Source organism: Halomonas aestuarii (assembly GCF_001886615.1).
Lineage (GTDB): Bacteria > Pseudomonadota > Gammaproteobacteria > Pseudomonadales > Halomonadaceae > Halomonas > Halomonas aestuarii.
This window is the reverse complement of record NZ_CP018139.1, coordinates 1,139,671-1,162,095: the sequence shown is the minus strand read 5'-3', so window position 1 is coordinate 1,162,095 and position 22,425 is coordinate 1,139,671. Positions and strand designations below refer to the sequence as shown.

The following is a 22,425-nucleotide window of genomic DNA, read 5'->3' as shown; positions in this document are numbered from 1 at the left end:
GATGCGCTATGCTGCCGGGCGGCAGACAAGGGAGTGACGATGTGACAGGGCTGGTCTACTGGCTGGACATGGCAGGGGTGATCGTCTTCGCCCTCTCGGGGGTGGTGCTGGCCTGCCGCTCGAGGATGGACCCCTTCGGCATGCTGGTGCTGGCGGCGGTGACCGGGATCGGCGGCGGCACCCTGCGAGACCTGGTGCTGGGCGTGCGTCCGGTATTCTGGGTGACGGATCCGACCTATCTCTGGGTGATCCTGGTCACCGTGGGGCTGTCGATCCTCGGCTTCCACTATATCCACCGCCTCTCGCGCGGCTTCCTGCCGGTGGCCGATGCTTTCGGCCTGGCGCTGTTCACGGTGATCGGGGCCCACAAGGCCCTGATGCTGGAGGCGCCCGGGGTGGTGGCGGTCCTCATGGGGATGCTCACCGGGGTGGCCGGCGGGATGGTCCGAGACGTGCTGGCGCGTCGGGTACCCATGGTGCTCCGGCGCGAGGTGTATGCCACCGCCTCCATCGCCGGCGGCATGGCCTTCGTCGGCCTCGAGGCCCTCTCCGCGCCGCTGGGGATATCCATCGCCACGGGGCTGGGGGTCACCCTGGGGCTGCGGCTCTCGGCCATCTACTGGCAGCTGACCCTGCCGGTATTCGCCTGGGTGGTGGTCCAGCCCCCGCAGGCGCCCGAGGCCCCTGACCAGGTCAGGAAGGGCGAGGGCAGCCAGGCCGAGGCAGCGGCGATGCCCCCGAAGCGAACCAAGGCGCGGGTGAGGATGATCACGCCCGGCCGCGCCCGTCGGGGAGGCAGGCCAAAATGAGCATGGCCATGCCGGGAATGCGTGCCAGCCGGCGGTCACTCCGGTCGTCCACGAGGCTCATGGTCTGGCTGCTTGCGGCGCTGCTGGCGCTTGGCGGATGCGCCCTGCCGACGCGCGACCAGGCGCTCGGCTACCGCGACGTGGCCCGGTCGATCCAGGAGCGTTACGAGGAGGCCCTGCCCGACCTGCCCCTGAGCAAGCAGCGACACTATGCGCAGCGGCTCTATCGGCTGACCGGCGAGGAACGTTACCTGCCCCTCAACCGCGCCTATGGACGGCAGCTGGTGAGTGATCTGCGCGAGGAGATCGATGCCCTGGCCGACCCCGACCATGCCGCGCGACGGGCCCGGGAGCAGGTGGCGGCCTATCCGGAAGGCAGCGCGAAGCAGCGTCGCCGCAAGCGGATGCTGGGCGAGTGGGGCGAGATCGCCTATGCGAAGGGCCTGGCCTTCGACCTGACCCAGGCGAAATATCACGGCTTGCTGAACGAGGCTGACCTGCCCGGCTATCACCGGGCGCTGGACTACCTGGCAGGCGTCGATTTCCGCACCTTCGTGCTCGATCCCGAGGTGATGGCGGTCTACGCCGCCCAGGTCGCCAACCTGGTGTATTACCTCGAGGACCTGGGGGTCGCCGATCTGAGGGAGGAGGCCACGGCAGCCTTCCGTCGACAGTATCCCCCGGCGCGTGATCCGCGGCTCTCCACGGCCGAGTATCGCAACAAGATCTACGGCATGACCCACTTCGTGATTGCCGCCAGCGACTATTACCAGAAGCCCGTGGAGGCCGAGAACTTCCGCTGGGTGCTGGACCAGTTCGCCGCCGGGCTGGAGCGCATCCTGGTCGACACCAAGGAGGACATCTACACGGAGGTGGGGATCAGTTTCCTGCTGGCCGGGGAGGAGGAGCATCCGGCCGTGAGGCGTCTGCGCGATGCGCTGCTCGAGGCCTACGATCCGGTGGCGCGGATGGTGCCCTCTGAGCAGGGAGGCACGAACCTGGCCAGGGGAGAGCACCGTAACGTGCTGGCCATCATGCTGCTGGACTGGCCGGACAGGCTATACCCGGGGCCGAAGCTTTCCCGGCTTCAGGGGCAGGAAACCCTGGCCTCCCGCATCGGCATGTCTTCGAGCTGGATGGCCAGCTCCCTGCGGATATGCAGGTAGAGCGGCATCAAGTCTTCATGCATTTCCTTCTCGGCTTTCGTGTGGTCGATATAAAATGCACTTCGGGTGCCATGCATCTCAATGCTTTCTCCCACTCGCGTGAAGTTGAACCCCGACATGGAGAGAAGCCTTGGAAGCCTGGACTCCATCATGGCGAAAACATGACGTTTTTTCGTTAGACCCACCAAGGCATATGTGGCAAGAAACAGAGCCACGATGATCAGGGGGAATGTCTTTTTTTCTTCAGCTGTAAACTGGTATGAGGGATTCTCGGAATCCAGTATTTCGTGCTTGATGGGCTTGTGTCGGAATGGTCTGGCGATCGCAAACCGAGATATTTCACAGATGCTTTCGTAGGGAAGCTTGGCAGGGTGAAGGAGTTCATGCGTTAAACTCCCTTCGCCGTAATCCTGAAGTGGCAGTCGATGGTTTCTCCCCTCGCTCCTGGGGGCCGGCAACACAAGTCTGAGGCACCCTGCGGCGATTCCGGATTTTTTATGCTCGATCAGGCAGTGAATTGAATGAGAGTCATGAGAATCAACCTCTTCTCCTTTCGAAGAAATTCCGGGGGGGTGGTAGCCTATCTCCTGGCAGTAGACCTCGTGCCTAAGCTTGAATATCCGGTGTTTTTCGGCATCGCTTCGAGCAACTTCGAAAGAAAAGTCCTTGATAAAAGCATCGAAGAGATCGGCAGCTGATGTCCTTTTCTGAGGCTTCTCCGAGGGTGTATCCATATGTGGCTTTCCTTTATCAAGCTGTGACTCAACACGAAGCAGTGCATTGGTCGGGGGTATGGACATCGGAATATACATTAGTCGATTTTGATTGTTTCGTGGATCGGAATGGGGCGTCCGAGATGAAACCCTTGGCCATAGGTGATGCCATAGGACTTCAGTATCGGCAGCAGGGCTTCCTGATCGACAAACTCGGCAATTGCCTGCTTCCCGAAGCCGGCAGCGATATCGGCAATGGCCTGGACGATGACGCGGCTCTCGGGACTGATCGGCAGGCTGCGGATGAAGGAGCCATCGATCTTGATGTAGTCCACCGGCAGTTGTCCCAGGTAGTGGAAGCTGCTGAAGCCCACGCCGAAGTCGTCCAGGGCCGTGCGGCAGCCCAGGTCGCGTAGTGCCTGCAGCACGCCGCGGGCGGTCGAGAAGTCGGTGACGGCGGCCGTCTCGGTGACCTCGAGGATCAGGTAGTGCGGATCGGCACCGCTGTCGGCCAGTTCGTCGGCCAGGTACTGCTTCAGCCCCTCGTCATGGAGGGACTGGCCGGACAGGTTGACCGCCAGGCTTATACCCCTGTCCTGCAATTGATGGAGGATCCGCAGGCTGTGGCGCAGCACCCAGCGATCGACCTGCACGATCTGGCCGCTGCGCTCCGCGATCGGGATGAAATAGGAGGGAGACACCAGGCTGCCGTCGGTATCGCGCATGCGCAACAGTATTTCATAGTGCTTCACGTCGCGATCCTCGAGCCTCATGATCGGCTGGACCATCAGCTCGAAGCTGTCCTCTTCCAGGGCGCTGCGCACGCGCTCGACCCAGTATACCCGCTCCTGCAACTCGCTCTTGGCGTTCTCGGTGGTAGACAGCAGATGCCAGTGCTGGCTGCCGCTTTCCTTGGCCTTGTACATCGCCATGTCGGCGCTGGCCATGAGATCAGCGGGCGTCAAGCCGTGTGTGGGAAACAGGGCAATGCCGATGCTCGCGGTGACCCGGTGCCGCCGGCCAGCCGCCGTGAAACCGAGGTTGTCGAGCAACTGGTCGATATGCTGAGCCACCTGTACCGCCTGGTCCTCGTCCGCGTTCTCCAGCAACAACGAGAACTCGTCGCCCCCCAGGCGCGCGATGACGCCGCGATGGCCCAGGTTCAGCAGGAGTGTCTCGGCCACCTTCTGCAGCAGGCGGTCGCCGATATGGTGGCCGCTGAGCTCGTTGACCTCCTTGAACTGGTCCAGGTCCAGCAGCAGCACGGCGCCGCGTGACTCTCGCCCCAGGGACTTCTGCAGGGCATCCTGGAAGAAACGTCGGTTGTAGAGCTCGGTCAGGGGGTCGCGTTCGGCCAGCCAGGTCAGGCGTGCCTCCGCGGCCTTGCGTTCGGTGATGTCGAGCCCCACCGAGATCCGCGACATGCTGCCATCGCTGCCGGGCGGCAGCGGGGCATGGTACCAGGCGATGGTATGGAGACGCTGGTCCGGCGTCTCGAGGGTCCGCTCCTCCTGATGGGCCTTGTCGAAGGCGCCGACCAGAGAAGGGCTGCCCGCCTTGAACACGTCCACGAAGTGGCGACCCAGCAGGGAGGAGTCGTCCAGGTCCAGCATCGCGCGGGTGTAGTCGTTGACCAGGCTGATGCGTCCACGGCTGTCCTGGGCGATGATGAAGACCCGGGCGGTATCCAGCAGGCTGTTGACGAAGTCCCTTTCCTGGGCAAGTTCCTCGATTCGTGCCGCCAGCTGGTCACCGCGTGCCTGGACCTCTTCCTCCAGCCGCTCGAGTTGGTGAGAGAGTTCCAGCGTCGTGCCTTCCAGGACGTCGATCTCGTCGGACAGTCGACGGCGGACGGCGGGGATCGCGGCTCGGATATCCTCGAATCCCCCATTGGCCAGCGTCGGCAGCAAGCCGGCGATCCGCCGTAGACGTGCCATGGGGCGCAGCAGGATCAGCAGCAGCATCAGCTCCGCGGCGATCCAGCCTGCCAGGCCCACCCCCAGCAGGGTTCGCGTGTCCTCGTTGATGGCCCTTATCTGGGCCGTGATATCCGAGATCAGCAGGAAGTAGCCGGTGCTTCGACGGTCGGCATCCTCGTCCATGCGGACGGCACTCAGCTCGATGTGCTGGCCTTGTTCATGCAACTGCAAAGGGGCTTGCAGCAGGGAGCTGATCGGCCCAAGCCCGGCGGCTCGTTGCAGCAACGGCAGGCTCTCCTCCTGGCGCGTCAGGGCCAGGAGATAACCGTTCCAGGCGTCCAGCTGGCGTTCGTCGGGGAGATTGCCGTTATGGCGAGAGCCCGTCACCAGCAGTGCCACTTCGGCATTGGAGACCTCCCTGGCCTGTCGGGTCACGTCGGCCAGCGAGCGGGAGAGCACGACCAGGCCGACGCTCTCGCCATTCATCAGCACCGGAACGGCCGCATACTGCTGGCAGTCCATCGTGCAGCGCAGTGTCGTGATGGGGACCTCGGTGTCCATGACCCGTTGTACCCAGGCCTGGATCGGCAGCCTGGTCTCATGCTGGCCGGAACCCCAGCGGCCCATCGTCCGTCCATGGATATCCACCACCAGTATCTCGTCGATGCCGGCCTCGAGCTGCAGGGTCGGCCATTGGGAGGCCAGCGCCGCCTCGATCTCCGGCTCATTGCCCGATGCGAGGGGCGGCCCCAGGCGTGGCGAGGCCGCTGCCAGTCCCGCCAGCTGTCGGAGGTTCTCCGCCGAGCGCTCAAGGGCCAGGCGTATCTCGCGCTGCTGGCGCTGATGGTGTTCGCTACGGCTCTCCTGGAACTGGCGGGTCAGGTTATTGTGGCCCAGCCAGGTGAACAGCACCACGAGCCCGACCAGCAGCAGGCTGCTCAGGGCAATGACTCGCCAGGTGAGGCTGAGTCTATGACGCGACCGTAGTGACGGAGGGAGTGTCATCTCGGGGGAGTCCAGGCCAGGGCATCGAGTCGTCAGAAGCGCAACGAGAGCTGGAACAGGAACATGTTCCAGCGGCGCCTGGTCTCGGACGGGTCCGGATTATCCTCGACGGGGAGCCATCCTGTGCCATCGACATGGTGATATTCTCCGGCCAGCATTACCCTTGGATGCGGTGTCCATTGCAGCCCTAAGGTGATGTCGTCGGCGAACTGTGAATAAGAGGGCACCATGCCATTGGTAAATTCTTCAATCTGTTTTCCTGACCTGTCATCCCTGTTGCTGGTCAGGCTGTCGTAACGAATCAGCCATTGCCAATCATCCAGGAAGCGTCGGGTGTATTGCAGATACCAGCTTTCCCCGGTGATATCGTTGACCCAGGGGTTGTCTATACCCCCCAGTTCTGTGGGCCTTAGAGCGAACTCACCGGTAAGGCTCCATAGTTCCTCGTTGTACTGAAGTGAAAGTATGACGGGACGAAAACGGAAGGTTATGTCGGATTGCAGAGGCGTATTCGAGTCGAACTTCGCCTTTGCCTGTGCGGCACTCAGAGCTGCAACAATACGACCGCCATCATGCTCATAGCGAACCTGGCCGATGGCTGATTGTTTTGGATCAAGGGACCCAGGAACATTATCCAGGCGGAGGGTGCGCCTGAGGTCATCACCTGCCTGCGCTTGTCCAAAACCAACCTGCGTTCTTATCACTCCGTTCGACAGCCTTTCCTCGTGATAGAGGCTGACGCCGTCGCCTGCCAAGCCCAGTGATCGGGTACGGTCGAAGTAGATGGACTGGGGCAGCAGGATGCTGGGGCGCGTGAAGGCCACATCACGGGTCTGGTTGTAGAAGCCAAACGGGTTCTTGAAGCGGCCGACCTGAATCCCGAAGGTGCGCTTCTGGTTTGACAGCATCTGGTAATCGATGAGCCCGTAGTCCAGCTTCGGGCTGGCATCACTCCCGTCCCCGCCTGCACGGCGGCTCAGCACCTGGGCGGCCAGCAGCACATCCTCGTGGGGCCGCAGCGAGGCGTTGGCGCCGATCTCGGTGAACTTGTAACTTCCCCCTCCCTCGCTGCTGGGGCCGAAGAAGTTGTTCTCATCGGTGATGACCAGCGCCTGGCTCATGAAGCCATGCACCTGGAGGGTATCCATTACGCCCTCGTCGCTGCGGGCCTGAGCGGACATGCCCAAGGCCACGGCGGCGGCCATGGCAGCAATGGAGCTAGGATCAGTCCATCGAAATGACTTGGACGCTATCATCCAGGTACTCCCTTTCAAGATATCCCAAGGCACCGGGAGTATTGGCGACGCGGTTGCGCATCTCCTCCTGGTCGCGAACCCGGTTGGGGGCCTGCCCGGTTCCCGAGAACACCATGCGATCCCACGCCAGCTGCAGCTGATGCGGGTAGACGGACAGCTGTTCCTTGGCGAAGCGCGCATGCACGGGGTGGTTGTTGTCGAGCACGAACACCCGCACGGCCTGACCATCTGGCCAGGTGCGTTGCCGCATGGCGAAGATGGCGCGGGTGGTGTCGCGCGTCAGTCGTCTGGTCGTGACGTCCGGGTTCGCCACCAGCAGGACCGCATCCTCCTGGGCACGGGCCGGTGTCCCGGACAGCGACAGGCCGGTCAGCAGCACCAGGGTCGCCAGTGCCAGGGCGGTCAGGCGCGCCACGGGGCGTGCCTCCGGGGCTGGCGGGCATCGGCAGTGGTGGTCACCACCGCGATGCGGTGGGTCAGAACGTACGATCGCATCGGCGGGTGTGTTCCCGTTGTCTGATGAACGCCAGGTTCATGCACCATGCAGGCAAGGCCCGCACTTGATGTGTGTATGAGTTGATGACGCCTTCTCCCTGCTGCCCAGCCGGGCTTTATCATTATCGTGCCGGATGCATGGCCTAGTAAGGTCACCCGATAGGCATCAGGATCACCACCGTGCCACGCCGACACTTACCATTCTTATACGCTACATCAATTTAAGGAAATTTACAGGCGAGAGTATCAACGCGAGGTGAAATTCCCGGCGGCAAGGGAGCCGCCGGGAGGGAGGGATGGCGCTCAGAAGACGTGGAAGCTCTCAGCATTGAGCCACATGTGGGCTGCCACGCTGGCGATGTAGCCCAGCGCGATCACCGGGCTCCAGCGCAGGTGGCCCATGAAGGTGTAGCTGCCGCGGGCCTGGCCCATCAGGGCGACGCCGGCCGCCGAGCCGATGGAGAGCAGGCTGCCGCCGACGCCAGCCGTCAGGGTGATCAGCAGCCAGTGACCATGGGACATTTCGGGTTCCATGGTCAGCACGGCGAACATCACCGGGATGTTGTCGACGACGGCCGAGATCACCCCGAGGGTGATGTTGGCGCCGGTGGCGTTCCAGCCGGTGTAAAGCGCCTCGGAGAGCAGGCCGAGGTAACCCATGAAGCCCAGGCCCCCGACGCACATCACGACCCCGTAGAAGAACAGCAGGGTGTCCCACTCGGCGCGGGCCACGCGGTTGAAGACATCGAAGGGCACCACGCTGCCCAGGCTCTCGAGCTTCTTCCAGTCGCCGCGCTGGCTGTAGATAGTGCGCTTGCGCTCGATGGAGCGCGGGAGGGTCCGGCGCAGGTAGTAGCCGAAGAACTGCAGGTAGCCCAGGCCCGTCATCATGCCCAGGACCGGTGGCAGGTGCAGCAGGGTGTGGCAGGCCACGGCAGTGGCAACGGTGAGCAGGAACAGTAAGATGATGCGGCGGGCGCCGCGCTTGAGCCAGACGTCCTCTTCCAGGCTGTCGGGCTTGCGGTTCTTGATGAAGATGCTCATCACCACGGCCGGGATCAGGAAGTTGATCAGCGAGGGGATCAGCAACTCGAAGAACTCATAGAACTGGACGATGCCGGCCTGCCAGACCATCAGGGTGGTGATGTCGCCGAAGGGACTGAAGGCGCCGCCGGCGTTGGCGGCCACCACGATGTTGATGCAGGCCAGGTTGATGAAGCGCTTGTCGCCCTCGGCGACCTTGGTCACCACGGCACACATCAGCAGGGCGGTGGTCAGGTTGTCGGCGACCGGCGAGATGACGAAGGCCAGCACGCCGGTGATCCAGAACAGGGAGCGGTAGCTGAAGCCCTTGCGGACCATCCAGGAACGCAGGGCATCGAACACCCGACGCTCGTCCATGGCGTTGATGTAGGTCATCGCCACCAGCAGGAACAGCATCAGCTCGGTGAACTCGAGCAGCGTGGTGCGGAAGGCGTGCTCGGACTCCGCCGGCATGCCCGCCTTCACGTAGACCCAGCCGATCAGCGCCCAGATGATGCCGGCCGCGACCAGGACCGGCTTCGACTTGCGCATGTGGATCTTCTCTTCGGCCATGACCAGGGCGTAGGCGAGCACGAAGATGGCGACGGCGAGCAGGCCCACGAAGGAGCCGGTCAGGTCGAGCTCGCCGGTGACGGCCACTGCCGGGCCGCTGACGAGAAAGGCAATGAGGGCAAGCATGAACATGCCCGGCCACCGGGCAAGGTGCCGTGGCCAATGGGGGGAGCGACAGGTTGTCAGCATGGCTGCGATCATCCTGAGGAGGAGGTGGGGGGAAGGGTGAAAAAAGTGATCAAATGTTATCACAGGGTGTTGCGACGCAGTATGCCCCTTCTCTATTACCCCCTCCGTCTTTGGTAGGGGTATGAGGCGACCGGAAGCCCGACCGTCTTTCCGCGCGAGACGGGCCGCGCAAGCCGTTAATTTGTGGCATCATCTGCCCCTCCGGTGACTGCCGGAGACCAAGGATTGCCAATGACTCGGGGCAGGTTCACGACACATGTTTCTTGATGACTTCCACACGCGGACGGAGGGCTGGGTCCGGATCTCCGCCGAGCAGGCCAGTCACTTCGCCAAGCGCATCGCCGGTGACTACAACCCCATCCACAACACCGATGCGCGACGATTCTGCGTGCCCGGTGACCTGCTCTTCGCGCTGGTGCTGGCCCGCTACGGGCTCTCGCAGACCATGAGCTTCCGCTTCCTGAGCATGGTCGGGGACGGCGTGCCACTTTGCTTCGCCGAGCACGACGACGGGCTCATCCGCGTCTGTGACGAGCAGGGCAAGTGCTACCTGGAGGTGTCGCGCAGTGGCGAGACGACCCGCGACGAGGCGGTCGTGGAGGCCTTCACCCGCTGCTACGTGGCCTTCTCGGGCAAGAACTTCCCCCACTATCTCAAGCCGCTGATGGAAGAGCAGGGGGTCATGTTCAATCCCCGTCGCCCCCTGGTGATCTACGACAGCATGGGCTTCTCGCTGGACCGGCAGAACGGTCAGCTGCCGGGCCTCGAACTCGTCGACTCATCACTGACGGTGGCCGGCAAGCGTGGCGACGCCCTGCTGGAGTTCCAGATCACCGCCGGCGGCGAGCGGGTCGGCACCGGCTCCAAGAAGCTCGTGGTCAGCGGCCTGTGCGATTACGACGCCGCCGCCATGGACGAGGTCGTCGCCGAGTTCTACCGCCTCAAGGACGCCTACGAGCGCCAGGACTGACGCGCCCGGCCGCCTGTCGCCAGGCATGACAGCCGGCAGGATGCCCGTTGCACGCCGCCCGGGCGGCGCTCTCGCCACAGGATGACGACACCATGATGCGCACGCAGCTGCTGGAAGCCGATGGCCGGGTGACGAGAGGCGGGGAGGCGCTGATCGACCGCTGGCGCGACACCCCCGACAGCCGCATCTGGATCGACCTCCAGGGCGCGTCCCCCGACGACCAGCGCGCGCTGCTCGAGGCCTTCGACTGTCACCCACTGGCCATCATCGATGCCCAGCGCGAGCGCCACCCGCCCAAGATCGAGGAGTTCGAGACCCATACCCTGATCCTCTACCGGGGCATCTCGTCCTTCGATGCGGAACTCAACTATGCCCCGCAGCAGGTTGCCTTCTTCATCGGCGAGCGCTACCTGATCAGCCTGCACCCGAGCCTCGCCATGAGCATCGATCGTATGTGGGAGCAGGACGGCAGCCGGCTCCTGGCGAAATCCCCCGGCCATGTGGCCCTGAAGATCATGCACCTCTCGGCGGGCTTCTATCTCGATAGCCTGCTGGAGTTCGAGACCCAGCTCAGCGATCTGGAGGACGGCCTGATCGAGGCCGGCAACGACAGCCTGATGAAGCGTATCATCAGCTACAAGTCGCGGCTGGTTAAGATGCGCCGGGTGTTCAACTACCATCAGGCGATCACCCAGGAGCTGATGGCCTACGACTATTCGCACCTGCCCCGAGAGGAGGCCGACACCCTGCACGCCATCAACGACGTGCACGAGCGCTTCGAGCGCCTGCACAGCCTGACCCAGATGTACTACGACATCTGCGGCGACCTGGTAGACGGCTATATCTCCCTCTCCTCGCACCAGCTCAACATCACCATGCGGGTCCTCACGGTGATCACCGCCATCTTCGTGCCGCTGACCTTCCTCGCCGGCATCTATGGCATGAACTTCGCGAACATGCCCGAGCTCGCCTATCGCTTCGGCTATTTCGTGCTGCTCGGTGTGATGCTGGCCATCGGCCTCGCCCTGCTGTGGGTCTTCCGCCGCATGCGGTGGCTGTGAGGGCGACCGGCGTGGAGGCACGTTGACGCCTGGGCTTGGCCTGGTGATCACCAGCCTCTAGTCTCGGGGGGTTCTTCCCTGTCCAGGCCCCGACATGCACCCACAACGCGCGCGTCTGCACAACGAGCTCCATGCCCGGCCCTCGATCTACTTCGAGGAGCCGGCCCACCTGCACCACTACGCCTTCCTGGATACCGGCGATATCGCCGCCGACATCCTAGACCGGCTCGCCGAGGTGACCGGACGTACCCCCGACCGCGAGGCGGCCCAGGAGATCCTCGATCTCGGCGACCAGACCCTGAAGTGGGAGCGCCACACCGAGTTCTTCACCCTGACCCTGCTGGTGCCGAGGGCCGGCCAGGGGGAGTCCTGGCCGGCACCGCCCTCGCCGCTGGCGGAGATCGCCGCCGTTCACGACAGGGCCCTGATCAGTGCCAGCCTGCTGCTGGTGGAGTCGGAGGCGCGCTGGGACGGCGAGGCCGAGGCCTATGGCTTCCGGGACCCTGCCGGCTCCAGCGTGGGCGATGGCGATGCCACCGTCTGGAGCGACTTTCGGCTCACCGCCGCCGGCGTCAATCGCCTGCTGCTGGTCAACCGCGGGCTCAACGCCTTCCGCCTGGGACGCATGACCCGCCGGCTGCTGGAGATCGAGACCTATCGCATGATGGCCTCGCTGGCCCTGCCGGTGGCCAAGGAGATGAGCCTGGAGCTGCGCGATAACGAACTCGAGCTCGGCGAACTGTCGGACCGCAATACCGAGGGGGAGGAGGAGAGCCCCCGCCCCCTGCTCTCGGCCATCTCGGCGCTGTCCGCCAGGCTCGAGCGCACCGGGGCCCGCTCGCGCCAGCGCTTCAGCGCCACCGAGGCCTACGCGCGGATCGTCTTCAACCGAATCGAGGAGCTGCGCGAGGGACGGCTCGGCGATCGCCCACGGCTCGGGACCTTCATCCTGCGCCGCTTCCGACCGACGGTGCACTACTGCGCCACCATCAACCGGCGCCAGGAAAGCCTGGCGGAGAGCGTGGCACGGCTCAACGACCTGCTGCGCACCCGGGCCCAGGTGGAGATCGAGGAGCAGAACTCCGAGATCCTGCAGAGCCTCAACGAGCGCACCAGCAGCCAGCTGAAGATCCAGAAGGCGGTCGAGGGGCTCTCGATCATCGTCATCAGCTACTACCTCTTCAGCCTGTTCAAGCTGGGGCTGCAGAGCCTCTCCGCCCTGGGGGTGGTGATCGAGCCGACCGTCGCCGCCGTCGTGCTTGGGCCCCTGGGGGTCGGGATCATTGGCCTGCTGGCCTGGCGCATCCAGCGCGTCAAGAATCACTGAGGCGAGGCCATTCGGCCCCTGCAGGAGCCGAGGGGGAGCACTATGCTGTAGGCAGGCCCATCCGGGCCTGCATGTTCACCGCTATTCCCATCGGGAGGTGCCTCATGACAACGCCCATCATTCCCGGCCGCATCCGGCCTCGGCGCCTGCTTCTCTCACTGCTGTTCCTCGCCCCCGTGGCCCTGGCCATGGAAGGGCAGGACCTGACCTTCCAGGGCGACGCCAGTTTCAACGGCCCCCACGGCGGCCAGGCCGTCCAGGCCGCCCTGGTCGATGCCTCCTCCGGCGAGGTCCTCGAGACGATGTCCGACACGGTCTCCGCCGACGCGGACCCGGCCTTCTCCTTCGATTTCCCAGGCGCCCTCCACGAAGGCGGCAGCTACGAGGTGCACTACTGGATCGATTCCAACTTCGGCGGCGGCAGCGAGGGTAGCTGCGATCCCAAGGGGACCGACCACCAGTGGAGCGTGGCGCTGGAAGCGTCCGGAGAAGCGGTCACCCACGTGGAAAGCCACAACCCCGGTGCACAGTCGGACGTCTGCGCCACCTTCGAATAAGGTCTTGCTGTTCTGGTCCGCGGTGCCGCTGGGCGGCCCCGCGGACCCTCGGCCGTCCCGCGATGATGCTCTCGACGTCCCGCGCGGGCTCGATGGTCATCCCGATGCCTTCCAGGACGTCATCAGGAGGTTGCGCCAGGAGAGGGGCACCAGCGTCACCAGCCCGACCCCTTGCCGGTAGTCGGGATTGCGCGTCAGGTAGAAGCGGACCTCTGGCGCCTCGCTCGCCTGCCAGCGCAGGGTCTCCTGCTCGCCTTCGCGGGTGATCCACCCGACCTGACGAAGCCCGGGATCCCCCGAGGCCGCGGGGATCTCCCCGAAGCCATCGGCCATCTCCTGCATCAGGGTCTGCATCGCCGGCGGCACCGGCCGGCCGGGGCCGGGGTAGACCTCGTGGAAGTGGCCGGCCAGCAGGCAGTAGCTGGAGGGGTGCACCGGGGTGCAGAAGAGATAGAGCCGCCGGAACGGGTGGCGCAGCCGGTAGGCCAGGGCCTGGCGCATGCCGAACAGGAAGGTGCTGCGCCTGCCCCGGTAGGCCCGAAGAATGCCGGCCTCGACACGAAAGATGCTGCAGGGCCGCCCCTCCAGGACCCGGTCGAAGAGGTGCGCGGCGTTGTAGCCGATCAGCTCGCCCGCGGCGTTGCGCAGCAGCTGGATCCGCGTCCAGCGAGCGGGCAGGGCGATCACCTCCCGAACGAACTGCTCATGGTCGACGCCGTCGAACAGAAGGGTGTTCAGCGCGAACATCTCCTCGGTGAGTCGCTCACGCGCCACCTCGTCCAGGGTGGCAAGGTCGATGATCTCCCGCTTCACGTCGTTGTTCATTCAGGCCTGCTCCACGAGCCCCTTCCGGGCGGCCCCTTCACGCTAGCACCCGGTCAGGCCGCCGCACCATGACCGGCATCATGCGAGGCAGCCTTGCTCGTGGCGGTGAAGGGGCCGGGCCGAGGGGCTACGCTGAAAGGGAGCCGAGCGCCTGACGGCGTCATGCCGGCAGTGGCATCGCGACCCATCGAGCCTGTGATGCCTGACGCGACGGTTCCGGGAGGCGACCATGCGACTGCGCGATGCCAACCGGGCCGATGCCCGGGACCTGGCCTACCTGATCAACCTGGCGGGAGAAGGCTTGCCCGAATACCTCTGGGGGCAGATGGCCGAGGGCGGCCAGTCGCCCCTGGAGGTCGGGGCGGAACGTGCCGCCAGGGAGGAGGGCGGCTTCAGCTACCGCCACGCCCGGGTGTGCATCGACCGGGGACGGCTGGTCGGGATGATCCTCGCCTACCGCCTGCCGGAGGCCTTCGCCCCGGAGGATTTGGATGACTGCCCCGAGAGCGTCAGGCCCCTGCTGCGTCTCGAGGCCAGGGTGCCGGGCAGTTGGTACATCAATGGCATCGCCACCCTGCCGACGGCACGCCGCAAGGGCGTCGGCCGCCTGCTGATGGCCCAGGCCGAGGCCTCGACGATCGCCGCCGGCTGTGACCTGATGAGCCTGATCGTGGCCTCGGAGAACCGCCGCGCCCGGACCTTCTACCGTCGACTGGGCTTCGGCGAGGTGGCCACCCTGCCGATGGTCCCCTGGCCCGGCTGCCCGCACGGCGGCGACTGGGTTCTGATGACCCGCTACCTGGATCGGGACTAGCACCTCGCTGGCCGGTCAGCTTCCCCGGCGCAGCGGGTCGAGCAGCTCGCTCAGTCCGTTGTGGTCGATCTCGTGCATCAGCTGCAGCAGGCGGCCGATCTGGCCGTTTGGAAAGCCCTCGCGGGCAAACCAGTTGAGGTAGGGGCCGGGCAGGTCGGCGATCAGGCAGCCCGCGTGCTTGCCGAACGGCATGCGCAGGGTGACCAGTTTCTCAAGGTCTTCGGGATTCACTATGCTGGCTCCATGACGGACAGACGCGACCTTACCATGCCGGAACTGGCGCTTGCCGGGCCGATCGGCGTGATCTCCGATACCCACGGGCTGCTGCGACCCGAGTCCCTCGCCATGCTCGAGGGCTGCGGCCTGATCCTGCACCTCGGGGACGTCGGCGCCCGGGACGAGGACGCCGGGATCCTCGAGCGACTCGCCGAGCTGGCGCCGGTGCACGCCGTGCGCGGCAACATCGACACCGCCGCCTGGGCCGAGCGGCTTCCCCACACGCAGGACCTGCGGGTCAACGGCTGGCGGCTGCACCTCGTCCACGACATCGCCGACCTCGCGCCCGACGTCTCCTGCGACGCCGTGCTCCACGGCCACTCCCACAAGCCGAGGAACCAGTGGCAGGGCCAGCGGCTGCTGTTCAATCCCGGCGCGGCCGGCAAGCGACGCTTCCGGTTGCCCATCACCATGGGTCAGCTGTGGGCAGACGAGCGCGGCCTGCGCGGGGCGATCCTGCACCTGCCCCTCCCGGTGGCGAGGCCTGGGCGCGGGCAAGCGACGCCGGGGTGAGCCTGCGAGGGCGCGCCTAGGGAGTTGCCGAGGCCTGATCGCCGTGGCCGGCGCCCGAGGTGCGCGCCACCCTGGCCCGCAGGGTGACCATGCCCAGCGCCATCAGGCCCATCAGCGCGCAGAGCAGCAGCGGGAAACTGCCCGTCCCGAGCCCCTCCAGCAGCGGCCCGGCCAGAGAGGGCACCGCCATGGCGCCACTGCTGGCGGCCAGGAAGATCAGGCCGGTGGTGCGGCCGCTCATCACCATCAGCTGGTTGCTCAGCCCGAACAGGGTGGGGAAGATCGCCGAGCAGGCCAGGCCGAACAGCAGCGCGATCAACGGCAGCGGCAGCCAGCCGAACTGCAGCGACACCCCCGAGAGGACCCCCAGGCCCAGGCAGAGGCGCAGCATCCGCCAGGGGGTGAAGCGTCGCAGCAGCGGGATCGCCGCCAGGCGCCCGGCCGAGAGGGTCATCCAGAACAGGGTCACCAGCAGGGCGGCATCGCCCGGCGACTCGCCGCTCAGCGAGGCATAGGCGGTGATCCAGCCGGCGAAGGTGATCTCGGTGCCCACGTAGAGCGAGAAGAGCAACAGGAACAGCGCCAGTCGCCAGGCATCCCCGGGCGGGGGCGGCTCGCGCTCCGCGCGGTTCACGGTGTCCTGTCGCGGGCTACTGAGCCTTGCCAGCGGCACACAGAGTGCGAGCGCCAGGGCGGCCACCAGCCAGAAGGCCCCGTGGAACAGGCCGGTCAGCGACAGCGCGGCCACCAGCACCATCGGCACCAGCATGTTGCCGAGCCCGAAGCAGAAGTGCAGGGCGCTGATCCAGGGCGCCGAGCGGGTGCCGTGGGTCCACAGCAGCAGGGTGTTGGCGCCGGCATTGACCGACATCTCGCAGAAGCCGAGCAGGAACACCAGCGCCACCAGCGGCATCAGGGCCTGGCTCAGGGGCACCGCGGCCAGTCCCGCCGCCAGCGGCACCAGCATGGCGATCAGCACCCGGTGACCGGGCAGGCGGTCCACCAGCAGGCCGGAGGAGACCGCGCCGAGCATGTTGCCGAGCGCACGGGCCGTGAACAGCAGGGCGATCTGGCTCATGCTCGAGCCGGTCATCTCGGCCAGGTGGGGCAGCGCCGGCCCCAGCAGGCCGCCGCTCATGCCAATCGCCACGAAGGCGAGGAAGTAGGTATGGGTCACCCGATGGCGGTGATCCGTGCTGATGAGGGTCATGGCCGTCTCCGTGGCGGTGTCATCTGGCGAGCGTGGTCCGGCAGCGCCTGACCCGCTGTGCCTCGGGCGGGATCCTTCCCGGGAAGAGGCTCACCGGCCGAGGGGGCCGGCCCGTTCCAGGCGTTGCCACACGACCTCCCGCTCCACCTCGTCCATGCTGCCCCAGCGGGCGATCTCGTCGAGGTAGCGTCCGCAGCCCTCGCAGCGGTCGGTGGCGTCGTCGACCCGACAGAGCCGGATGCAGGGCGAGGCGGGGCGCGGGGTCGTCATGGGGGTGGTCGCGGACATGCCGGCCTCTTGCTGGTCGAGTCGATGTGCGGCGCACAGGCTACCATATCTCCACGGTCCGGCCGGGCGCCATCGCGGGCCCGCCTTGATTCCCGCCGGTCTCGCCCGCATGCAGTAGGTAGAACCTTCCCACGCGACCCGAGGAGAGCCCATGACGACCCTGGTGATCGGTGCCAACGGCCAGATCGGCCGGCAGTTCTGCGAGCTGGCGAAGGCCGCCGGCGAGCCCATCAAGGCGATGATCCGCGATGCGGCCCAGCAGCCCTGGTTCGCCGATCGCGAGATCGAGACCGTCATCGCCGACCTGGAGGGTGACTTCCGTCACGCCTTCGAGGGCTGCGACCAGGTGATCTTCACCGCCGGCTCGGGGCCGCATACCGGCCCCGACAAGACCCTGCTGATCGACCTCTACGCGGCCATCCGCGCCGTGGACATCGCCCGTGAGCAGGGCATCGAGCGCTTCCTGATGGTCAGTGCCATGCGGGCCGAGAATCCCATGGAGGCCCCCGAGAAGCTGCGCCCCTACATGGCGGCCAAGTTCGCCGCCGACGGCCACCTGCGAAGCTCCGGCGTGCCCCACGTGATCCTCAAGCCGGGCCGGCTCACCGACGAGGACGCCTCCGAGCGGGTCGCCACCTCGCTGGAGGAGACCGGCGGGGATAACCAGGTGTCGCGCGCCAACGTCGCCCATGCCCTGCTGCACCTTCTCAAGGCCCGGGAGCTGGTCGACCGCGAGTTCGTGCTGCTCGACGGCGAGCGGGAGATCGGCGAGGCGCTGCGCTGAGCCGGCACCGCGCCATGGCGAGGCGGCTTGTCGCGGCGGCCGGTATCGGACTGGGTCCAGGATCAGGCGGTGTCTTGCACCCTGTTACGCCCCTGGTCCTTGGCGCGGTAGAGGGCGCGATCGGCCCGCTCCATGAGGGCGTCGGCCGCCTCGTCGCCCTGAAGTTCGGCCACGCCGGCCGAGAGCGTCAGCGATAGCCCCTCGTCGGCCACCGGCGTCGTCTCGAGACGCTGGCGAAGCCGCTCCACGGCCCGACACGCGCCCTCCCGCACCACCCCGGGCAGCAGGATCAGGAACTCCTCACCGCCCAGGCGGATGACGCGGTCGTGCTGGCGCATCGCGTCCTTCATCAGGTGGGCCACGTCGCGCAGCACGCTGTCGCCCACCGCATGGCCATGGCGGTCGTTGACCCGCTTGAAGTGATCCAGATCGCAGGTCGCCACGCAGAGCGGTGTGTCGTAGCGGCGGCTGCGCAGGATCTCCTGCTCCAGCAGGCCCAGGCCGGCGCGACGATTGAGCAGGCCGGTCAGCTCGTCATGGTGGGCGAGGAACTCCAGGCGCTCCTCCAGGCGCTTGCGCTCGGTGATGTCCAGCACGAAGGTGACCTTCTTGGCGTGGCCCTGGCCATCCAGGATGCGGGCGGCCTTGGCCAGGATGTTCCTGGGCTCACCATCCCTTCCCTGAACCTCCCACTCCTGGGTCGCCTCCATGTCGCTGTCCCCCTCGATGAAGCGCGCGTGCAGCTCGTCCAGCAGGGGGCGGTTGGCCTCGGGCACCACCATGGTGAAGGGCTGACCGAGCAGCTCCTCCTCGCGATAGCCGTAGAACTCGCAGTAGGCGGGGTTGACCATCTCGAAGCGGCCCTCGGCATCGGTGACACAGATCCCGATGGGGGCGGCCTGGATCACCTTCTCCGTATTGTCGAAAGGGGCGAGGGTCAGCGTCATGTGACGGCTCCGGTGGAAGGAGAGGGGGGATCGAGCACGGCCGCCATGGGGGCCTCGAGGCTCGTCGCCAGGGCATTCAGGGCTGGCCGGGCGAAGAAGTAGCCCTGTTGCAGCGCGATGCCGGCCTGGAACAGCCCACGCGCCGCGACACCTCCAGCGTGGCCTGGATGCACGCCTCGGGTTCGTAGACGGCATTGGGCAGGAAATTGATCGAGAGGGGTTCCTGCATGCCCAGCGCACTGGCCTGCTCGATGGCCTTGACGCGACACGCCTGGTCGAAGCGGTAAAGCAGCTCTTCGGTCACCTGCTCTTGCACCTGGCCGGCCGGTTCCCCCTCAGGGCCCCTCACCAGGGCCTCGTAGGCATGCACGCGACGCTGCCGCAGGTCGACGATCGGCTGGAAGGCCATGGTGATGTCGAAGGGCAGCTCCCCTTCACAGCGGTGGCAGGCTCCGTTCCTGCGTGCGCAATGCCCCATGGGGCACCTCCTTCTGCGTGTCGGGACATGGCCCTTGAGGCTCGGTGAATCATCAAGAGAATGACGGTCATCAGTATTTCAGATGAGTGTCATGGTAGTAAGAGCCCGAGGGAGCGAACCGCTCCGGCCGCTCGGCTACGACGGCGCGAGGCGTCGCTCCAGCGCCTCCAGGAAGGCCCGGATGCGCGCCGCATTGGTGCCCACGTCGCTGGTGCCGAGCCGCGAGGCGGAGCGCATGTCCACCCGCACGCCGTCGTTCGTCTCGCTCAGGCGGATCACCACGTCGTCCTTGAAGCCGAACCAGAAGGTGGTATCGGTGGCCTCGAGCCTCCGGTCCTCCAGGGCGGCGATCTCCCAGCCGGCCTCCCGGGCCTCGGCCTCGGCGGCCGTTCGCACGGCCTCGATTGAGGCCGCCAGCACCAGCGGCTGGATGTCGGGGTAGGCCTCGCGCTGCTGGCGGGCGGTCGCCTCGCCGGGGTAGGCCACGGCGTTGGGGGCGGCCTCCCGGGGCGCCACCAGGGCCTCGAAGGCGGGCGGGTCCTGCAGGTCGGTGGTGATGTCGTGGATGGGCGGCACCGTGCGCGCCTGCTGCAGCTGCAGCCAAGGCACCGCGACCAGCGCCAGGCCGGCCAGGATCACCAGCGCGCCGAGCACGGCCGACAGGCCACGGCGGGTGAGGGCGGCGATGAGCAGGCTCACCCCGCCCAGCCCGGCGGCACCCAGGGCGACGAAGGCGCCGTAGCGCAGCAGGCTGAAGGCATCTCCGAGGGAGAGCGCCCCCAGGCGATAGGCCGGCCCGGCCCCGGCCAGGGAGAGGGCGCCCAGGAGGGCCAGGATGCCCCCGGCCACGGCCACCTTGAAGGCCAGGCCCGCGCCTCGATGTCCCGATGTCATGCGCTCTCGTGTCATGCCGGTGCCTCGCGTCGGTCAGCTCGTGTCGTACGGCGGCAGTGCTTCCGGTGGGCATCGGCCGCGGGTCATCGCTCGTCATGCCCGGTGCAGGGTCGAGATAGGGTCAATCCAGCACGATCAGGTGATTGGGCAGTTCGTTGCGCTCGTGGGTGGCCGGTACCTGCTCCTTGAGATGTTCGCCGCAGGCCTCGATGCACTCCAGGAAGCCCTTCAGCGTCTCGCCGTCCTTCACCCGCCGGGTGAACGCCGCCACGATGGTTTGCCAGGCCTCGTCGCCGATGCGCGCCGAGATGCCCCGGTCGACCAGGATCTCCACGTACCGCTCGGCCTCGGAGACGAAGATCAGCATCCCCGTTTCCCCCTCGGTATGGTGCAGGTTCTGTTCCAGGAACTGCCGCCGGGCGAGGTTGCCCGCCCGCCAATGGCGAACCGATTGCGGGATCAGCCGGGTGGTGATGGTGGGGCGGCGGAACACCAGGCCCAGCACGATGAAGGTCGACCACTGCACCAGCGTCAGCTCGTAGGCCGTCAGCCAGCCGGGGAAGTAGTTGACCGCACCGGGCACCACCAGGGCCAGCAGGCCGGCCCAGAGCAGCGGGATGTAGGCATAGTTGTCCGCTTGCGGAGCCAGCACGGTGACCAGCTCGGCATCGGTCTCGCGTTCGACCCGATGAATCGCCTCGGCGACCTGGCGCTGCTCGTCTTCACTCAATAAAGCCATGGGGATCGTGATCTCCGAATCCTGATTGTCATGTGGGTGTCGCCGCCGGACGGAAGGCGGGATTACCAGCCGCCGGACGCGCCGCCGCCGCCGAAGCCACCGCCGCCGCCTCCGAAGCCACCGCCTCCACCGAAGCCACCGCCGCCGCCGCGCGACCCGCCGCCGAGCGCACCGCCCAGCAGGATGCCGGCCAGCAGGCCGCCGCGACCGCCGCGTACCAGGGTCATCACGATGACGAACATCAGGAGGAAGAAGATCGAGGCCGGTCCCTCGGGTTTCTGCTGGCCGGCCTGGGCGCTGGCGGTGGCGCTGGTGTCCAGGGGCTCGCCGCCCAGCACCCGGATCATCGCCTCCACCCCCTCGGAGATGCCGCGGGTGTAGTCGCCCTCGCGGAAGGCCGGCGTCAGGATGCGGTTGATGATCACCGAGGACTGGGCGTCGGTCAGTCGACCCTCGAGGCCATAGCCGACCTCGATGCGCACCTTGCGCTCATTCGGCGCGACGATCAGCAGGGCGCCGTTGTCCTCCTCTTCCTGGCCGATGCCCCAGTGGCGCCCCAGCTGATAGCCATACTCCTCGATGGTCACGCCCTGCAGGTCGGGCAGGGTGGCCACCACCAGTTGCTCGGTGGTGGCCTCCTCGTGCGCCGCGAGCTGCTTGCTCAGGCGTGATTCGGTGGCCTGGTCCAGCAGGTCGGCCTGGTCGACCACGCGACCGGACAGCTCGGGGAAGTCGAGCTGCTGTGCCTGAAGGTCCTGGGCCTGAAGGCCCAGGGTCCCCGACAGCAGCAGCGCCAATAACGGAATGCGCAGAAGATCGATCATTCAAACTCCACCTGGGGGGCCTGGTCGGCGTTCTCGGTCGTGGCGTCGAAGGTCTCGCGCAGCGTCATGTCGCTGTAGAGCACGGTGTGCCACAGGCGACCGGGGAAGGTGCGCAGCTCGGTGTTGTAGCGCTCGACCGCAGTGATGAAGTCGCGCCGCGCCACGGCGATGCGGTTTTCGGTGCCTTCCAGCTGCGACTGCAGGGCCAGGAAGTTCTGGTTCGATTTCAGGTCGGGATAGCGCTCGGACACCGCCATCAGGCGGCTCAGCGCCCCGCTGAGTTGCTGCTGGGCCTGCTCGAACTGGCGCATCTTCTGCGGGTCGTCCAGCGACTCGGCATCGATCTGGATGGACGTGGCCTTGGCCCGCGCCTCCACCACGGCGGTCAGGGTCTCCTGCTCCTGCCGGGCGAACCCCTTGACCGTCTCCACCAGGTTGGGCACCAGGTCCGCGCGCCGCTGGTACTGGTTCTCCACCTGCGCCCAGGCCGACTTCACCTGCTCGTCGTAGGTGGGGATGTTGTTGACGCCGCAACCCGTCAGCAGCATCGCCATCATCAGCACAAGGGCGAACCGCCAGACGCGAGGGTCGGGAAGCGTGGAGTGTCTCGTCAGCATGGGGTCGGTCATTCCTGTCATTGCGGTTCGATGGTGTCCACGGTACAGCTCGGGGGGATGCGAAGGAAGCTGGGCCCTGCCGGCATGCCGCGAACACGACGGGCGTCGAGCGATGCAAGTCGTCGCCGAGTGATGGACAATGTGCGGTTACCC

The 22,425-nt window shown here is 66.4% G+C and carries 23 protein-coding genes and 1 pseudogene; 9 read left to right on the top strand and 15 right to left on the bottom strand.

The genetic code is table 11. From position 1 onward, the window contains the following. The first annotated feature begins 41 nt into the window (after positions 1 to 41). Positions 42 to 809, top strand: coding sequence for a trimeric intracellular cation channel family protein (locus tag BOX17_RS05250; protein WP_071942428.1), 768 nt, complete (start codon positions 42 to 44; stop codon positions 807 to 809). Between the two features lie 59 nt (positions 810 to 868). Further along, positions 869 to 1,975: a DUF3541 domain-containing protein gene (locus BOX17_RS05245; RefSeq protein WP_244272240.1), complete on the top strand. Its 1,107-nt coding sequence runs from the start codon at positions 869 to 871 to the stop codon at positions 1,973 to 1,975. Here the strand turns inward: BOX17_RS05245 and BOX17_RS05240 are convergent. From BOX17_RS05240 to nhaD, 5 genes are all read right to left on the bottom strand, one after another. After that, complete coding sequence (locus tag BOX17_RS05240) at positions 1,897 to 2,709, bottom strand: PEP-CTERM/exosortase system-associated acyltransferase (RefSeq protein WP_071942426.1); 813 nt, start codon at positions 2,707 to 2,709, stop codon at positions 1,897 to 1,899. The two genes, BOX17_RS05245 and BOX17_RS05240, sit on opposite strands and share 79 nt — an antisense overlap. Before the next feature lie 77 nt (positions 2,710 to 2,786). Next, a complete protein-coding gene (locus BOX17_RS05235; protein WP_071942424.1) occupies positions 2,787 to 5,612 on the bottom strand; it encodes a bifunctional diguanylate cyclase/phosphodiesterase in 2,826 nt (941 codons plus the stop codon). A gap of 32 nt (positions 5,613 to 5,644) precedes the next feature. Further along, a complete protein-coding gene (locus BOX17_RS05230) occupies positions 5,645 to 6,760 on the bottom strand; it encodes a hypothetical protein (protein ID WP_244272238.1) in 1,116 nt (371 codons plus the stop codon). 76 nt (positions 6,761 to 6,836) lie between these two features. After that, positions 6,837 to 7,283, bottom strand: coding sequence for a hypothetical protein (locus tag BOX17_RS05225; RefSeq protein WP_244272236.1), 447 nt, complete (start codon positions 7,281 to 7,283; stop codon positions 6,837 to 6,839). A gap of 383 nt (positions 7,284 to 7,666) precedes the next feature. After that, the gene (gene nhaD, locus BOX17_RS05220) at positions 7,667 to 9,091 is read right to left on the bottom strand and encodes a sodium:proton antiporter NhaD (protein ID WP_425268705.1); all 1,425 of its coding nucleotides are present in this window, start codon (positions 9,089 to 9,091) and stop codon (positions 7,667 to 7,669) included. 313 nt (positions 9,092 to 9,404) lie between these two features. Here nhaD and BOX17_RS05215 point away from each other — a divergent pair, with 313 nt between their 5' ends. The 4 genes from BOX17_RS05215 to BOX17_RS05200 all read left to right on the top strand — a co-directional run bounded on the left by BOX17_RS05215 (position 9,405) and on the right by BOX17_RS05200 (position 13,063). Next, on the top strand, positions 9,405 to 10,118 hold the full coding sequence (locus tag BOX17_RS05215) for a DUF3581 domain-containing protein (RefSeq protein ID WP_071942420.1): 714 nt from the start codon (positions 9,405 to 9,407) through the stop codon (positions 10,116 to 10,118). Between the two features lie 92 nt (positions 10,119 to 10,210). Beyond that, positions 10,211 to 11,179, top strand: coding sequence for a magnesium transporter CorA family protein (locus BOX17_RS05210; RefSeq protein ID WP_071946662.1), 969 nt, complete (start codon positions 10,211 to 10,213; stop codon positions 11,177 to 11,179). Between the two features lie 94 nt (positions 11,180 to 11,273). After that, on the top strand, positions 11,274 to 12,506 hold the full coding sequence (locus BOX17_RS05205) for a DUF3422 domain-containing protein (RefSeq protein WP_071942418.1): 1,233 nt from the start codon (positions 11,274 to 11,276) through the stop codon (positions 12,504 to 12,506). Between the two features lie 104 nt (positions 12,507 to 12,610). After that, positions 12,611 to 13,063, top strand: a complete 453-nt coding sequence (locus BOX17_RS05200; RefSeq protein ID WP_071942416.1) for a hypothetical protein — start codon at positions 12,611 to 12,613, stop codon at positions 13,061 to 13,063. A 96-nt stretch (positions 13,064 to 13,159) separates the two neighbouring features. Here the strand turns inward: BOX17_RS05200 and BOX17_RS05195 are convergent, their stop codons facing one another. Then, the gene (locus BOX17_RS05195) at positions 13,160 to 13,888 is read right to left on the bottom strand and encodes a hypothetical protein (protein WP_071942413.1); all 729 of its coding nucleotides are present in this window, start codon (positions 13,886 to 13,888) and stop codon (positions 13,160 to 13,162) included. 229 nt (positions 13,889 to 14,117) lie between these two features. Between BOX17_RS05195 and BOX17_RS05190 the strand changes: the two genes are divergently transcribed. Next, positions 14,118 to 14,702 (top strand): GNAT family N-acetyltransferase, encoded by a 585-nt coding sequence (locus tag BOX17_RS05190; RefSeq protein ID WP_071942411.1) that lies wholly within the window; start codon positions 14,118 to 14,120, stop codon positions 14,700 to 14,702. A 15-nt stretch (positions 14,703 to 14,717) separates the two neighbouring features. Here the strand turns inward: BOX17_RS05190 and BOX17_RS05185 are convergent, their stop codons facing one another. Continuing rightward, entirely contained in the window at positions 14,718 to 14,933 is a 216-nt protein-coding gene (locus BOX17_RS05185; protein ID WP_071942409.1) for a DUF3820 family protein, read from the bottom strand. Between the two features lie 12 nt (positions 14,934 to 14,945). Between BOX17_RS05185 and BOX17_RS05180 the strand changes: the two genes are divergently transcribed. Continuing rightward, positions 14,946 to 15,491: a metallophosphoesterase family protein gene (locus BOX17_RS05180; protein ID WP_244272234.1), complete on the top strand. Its 546-nt coding sequence runs from the start codon at positions 14,946 to 14,948 to the stop codon at positions 15,489 to 15,491. A 16-nt stretch (positions 15,492 to 15,507) separates the two neighbouring features. On the opposite strand, the gene BOX17_RS05175 is transcribed toward BOX17_RS05180, so the two are convergent. Next, on the bottom strand, positions 15,508 to 16,701 hold the full coding sequence (locus tag BOX17_RS05175) for an MFS transporter (protein ID WP_071942404.1): 1,194 nt from the start codon (positions 16,699 to 16,701) through the stop codon (positions 15,508 to 15,510). 90 nt (positions 16,702 to 16,791) lie between these two features. Continuing rightward, the gene (locus BOX17_RS05170; protein ID WP_071942402.1) at positions 16,792 to 16,989 is read right to left on the bottom strand and encodes a DUF1289 domain-containing protein; all 198 of its coding nucleotides are present in this window, start codon (positions 16,987 to 16,989) and stop codon (positions 16,792 to 16,794) included. Positions 16,990 to 17,140: 151 nt separating this feature from the next. Between BOX17_RS05170 and BOX17_RS05165 the strand changes: the two genes are divergently transcribed. Then, positions 17,141 to 17,773 (top strand): SDR family oxidoreductase, encoded by a 633-nt coding sequence (locus BOX17_RS05165; protein WP_071942400.1) that lies wholly within the window; start codon positions 17,141 to 17,143, stop codon positions 17,771 to 17,773. A gap of 62 nt (positions 17,774 to 17,835) precedes the next feature. Here the strand turns inward: BOX17_RS05165 and BOX17_RS05160 are convergent, their stop codons facing one another. From BOX17_RS05160 to BOX17_RS05135, 6 genes and pseudogenes are all read right to left on the bottom strand, one after another. Next, the gene (locus BOX17_RS05160) at positions 17,836 to 18,720 is read right to left on the bottom strand and encodes a sensor domain-containing diguanylate cyclase (protein ID WP_071942398.1); all 885 of its coding nucleotides are present in this window, start codon (positions 18,718 to 18,720) and stop codon (positions 17,836 to 17,838) included. Between the two features lie 133 nt (positions 18,721 to 18,853). Continuing rightward, a pseudogene (locus BOX17_RS05155) lies at positions 18,854 to 19,198 on the bottom strand (EAL domain-containing protein); the annotation flags it as partial. A gap of 135 nt (positions 19,199 to 19,333) precedes the next feature. Then, positions 19,334 to 20,092 (bottom strand): DUF1499 domain-containing protein, encoded by a 759-nt coding sequence (locus BOX17_RS05150; protein WP_083582077.1) that lies wholly within the window; start codon positions 20,090 to 20,092, stop codon positions 19,334 to 19,336. Between the two features lie 121 nt (positions 20,093 to 20,213). After that, positions 20,214 to 20,831 (bottom strand): TPM domain-containing protein, encoded by a 618-nt coding sequence (locus BOX17_RS05145; protein ID WP_071942394.1) that lies wholly within the window; start codon positions 20,829 to 20,831, stop codon positions 20,214 to 20,216. Between the two features lie 62 nt (positions 20,832 to 20,893). Continuing rightward, positions 20,894 to 21,655 (bottom strand): TPM domain-containing protein, encoded by a 762-nt coding sequence (locus tag BOX17_RS05140; RefSeq protein WP_071942392.1) that lies wholly within the window; start codon positions 21,653 to 21,655, stop codon positions 20,894 to 20,896. Beyond that, positions 21,652 to 22,272 (bottom strand): LemA family protein, encoded by a 621-nt coding sequence (locus BOX17_RS05135; RefSeq protein ID WP_071946660.1) that lies wholly within the window; start codon positions 22,270 to 22,272, stop codon positions 21,652 to 21,654. The genes BOX17_RS05140 and BOX17_RS05135 overlap by 4 nt, the downstream gene beginning before the upstream one ends. Between the last annotated feature and the right edge of the window lie 153 nt (positions 22,273 to 22,425).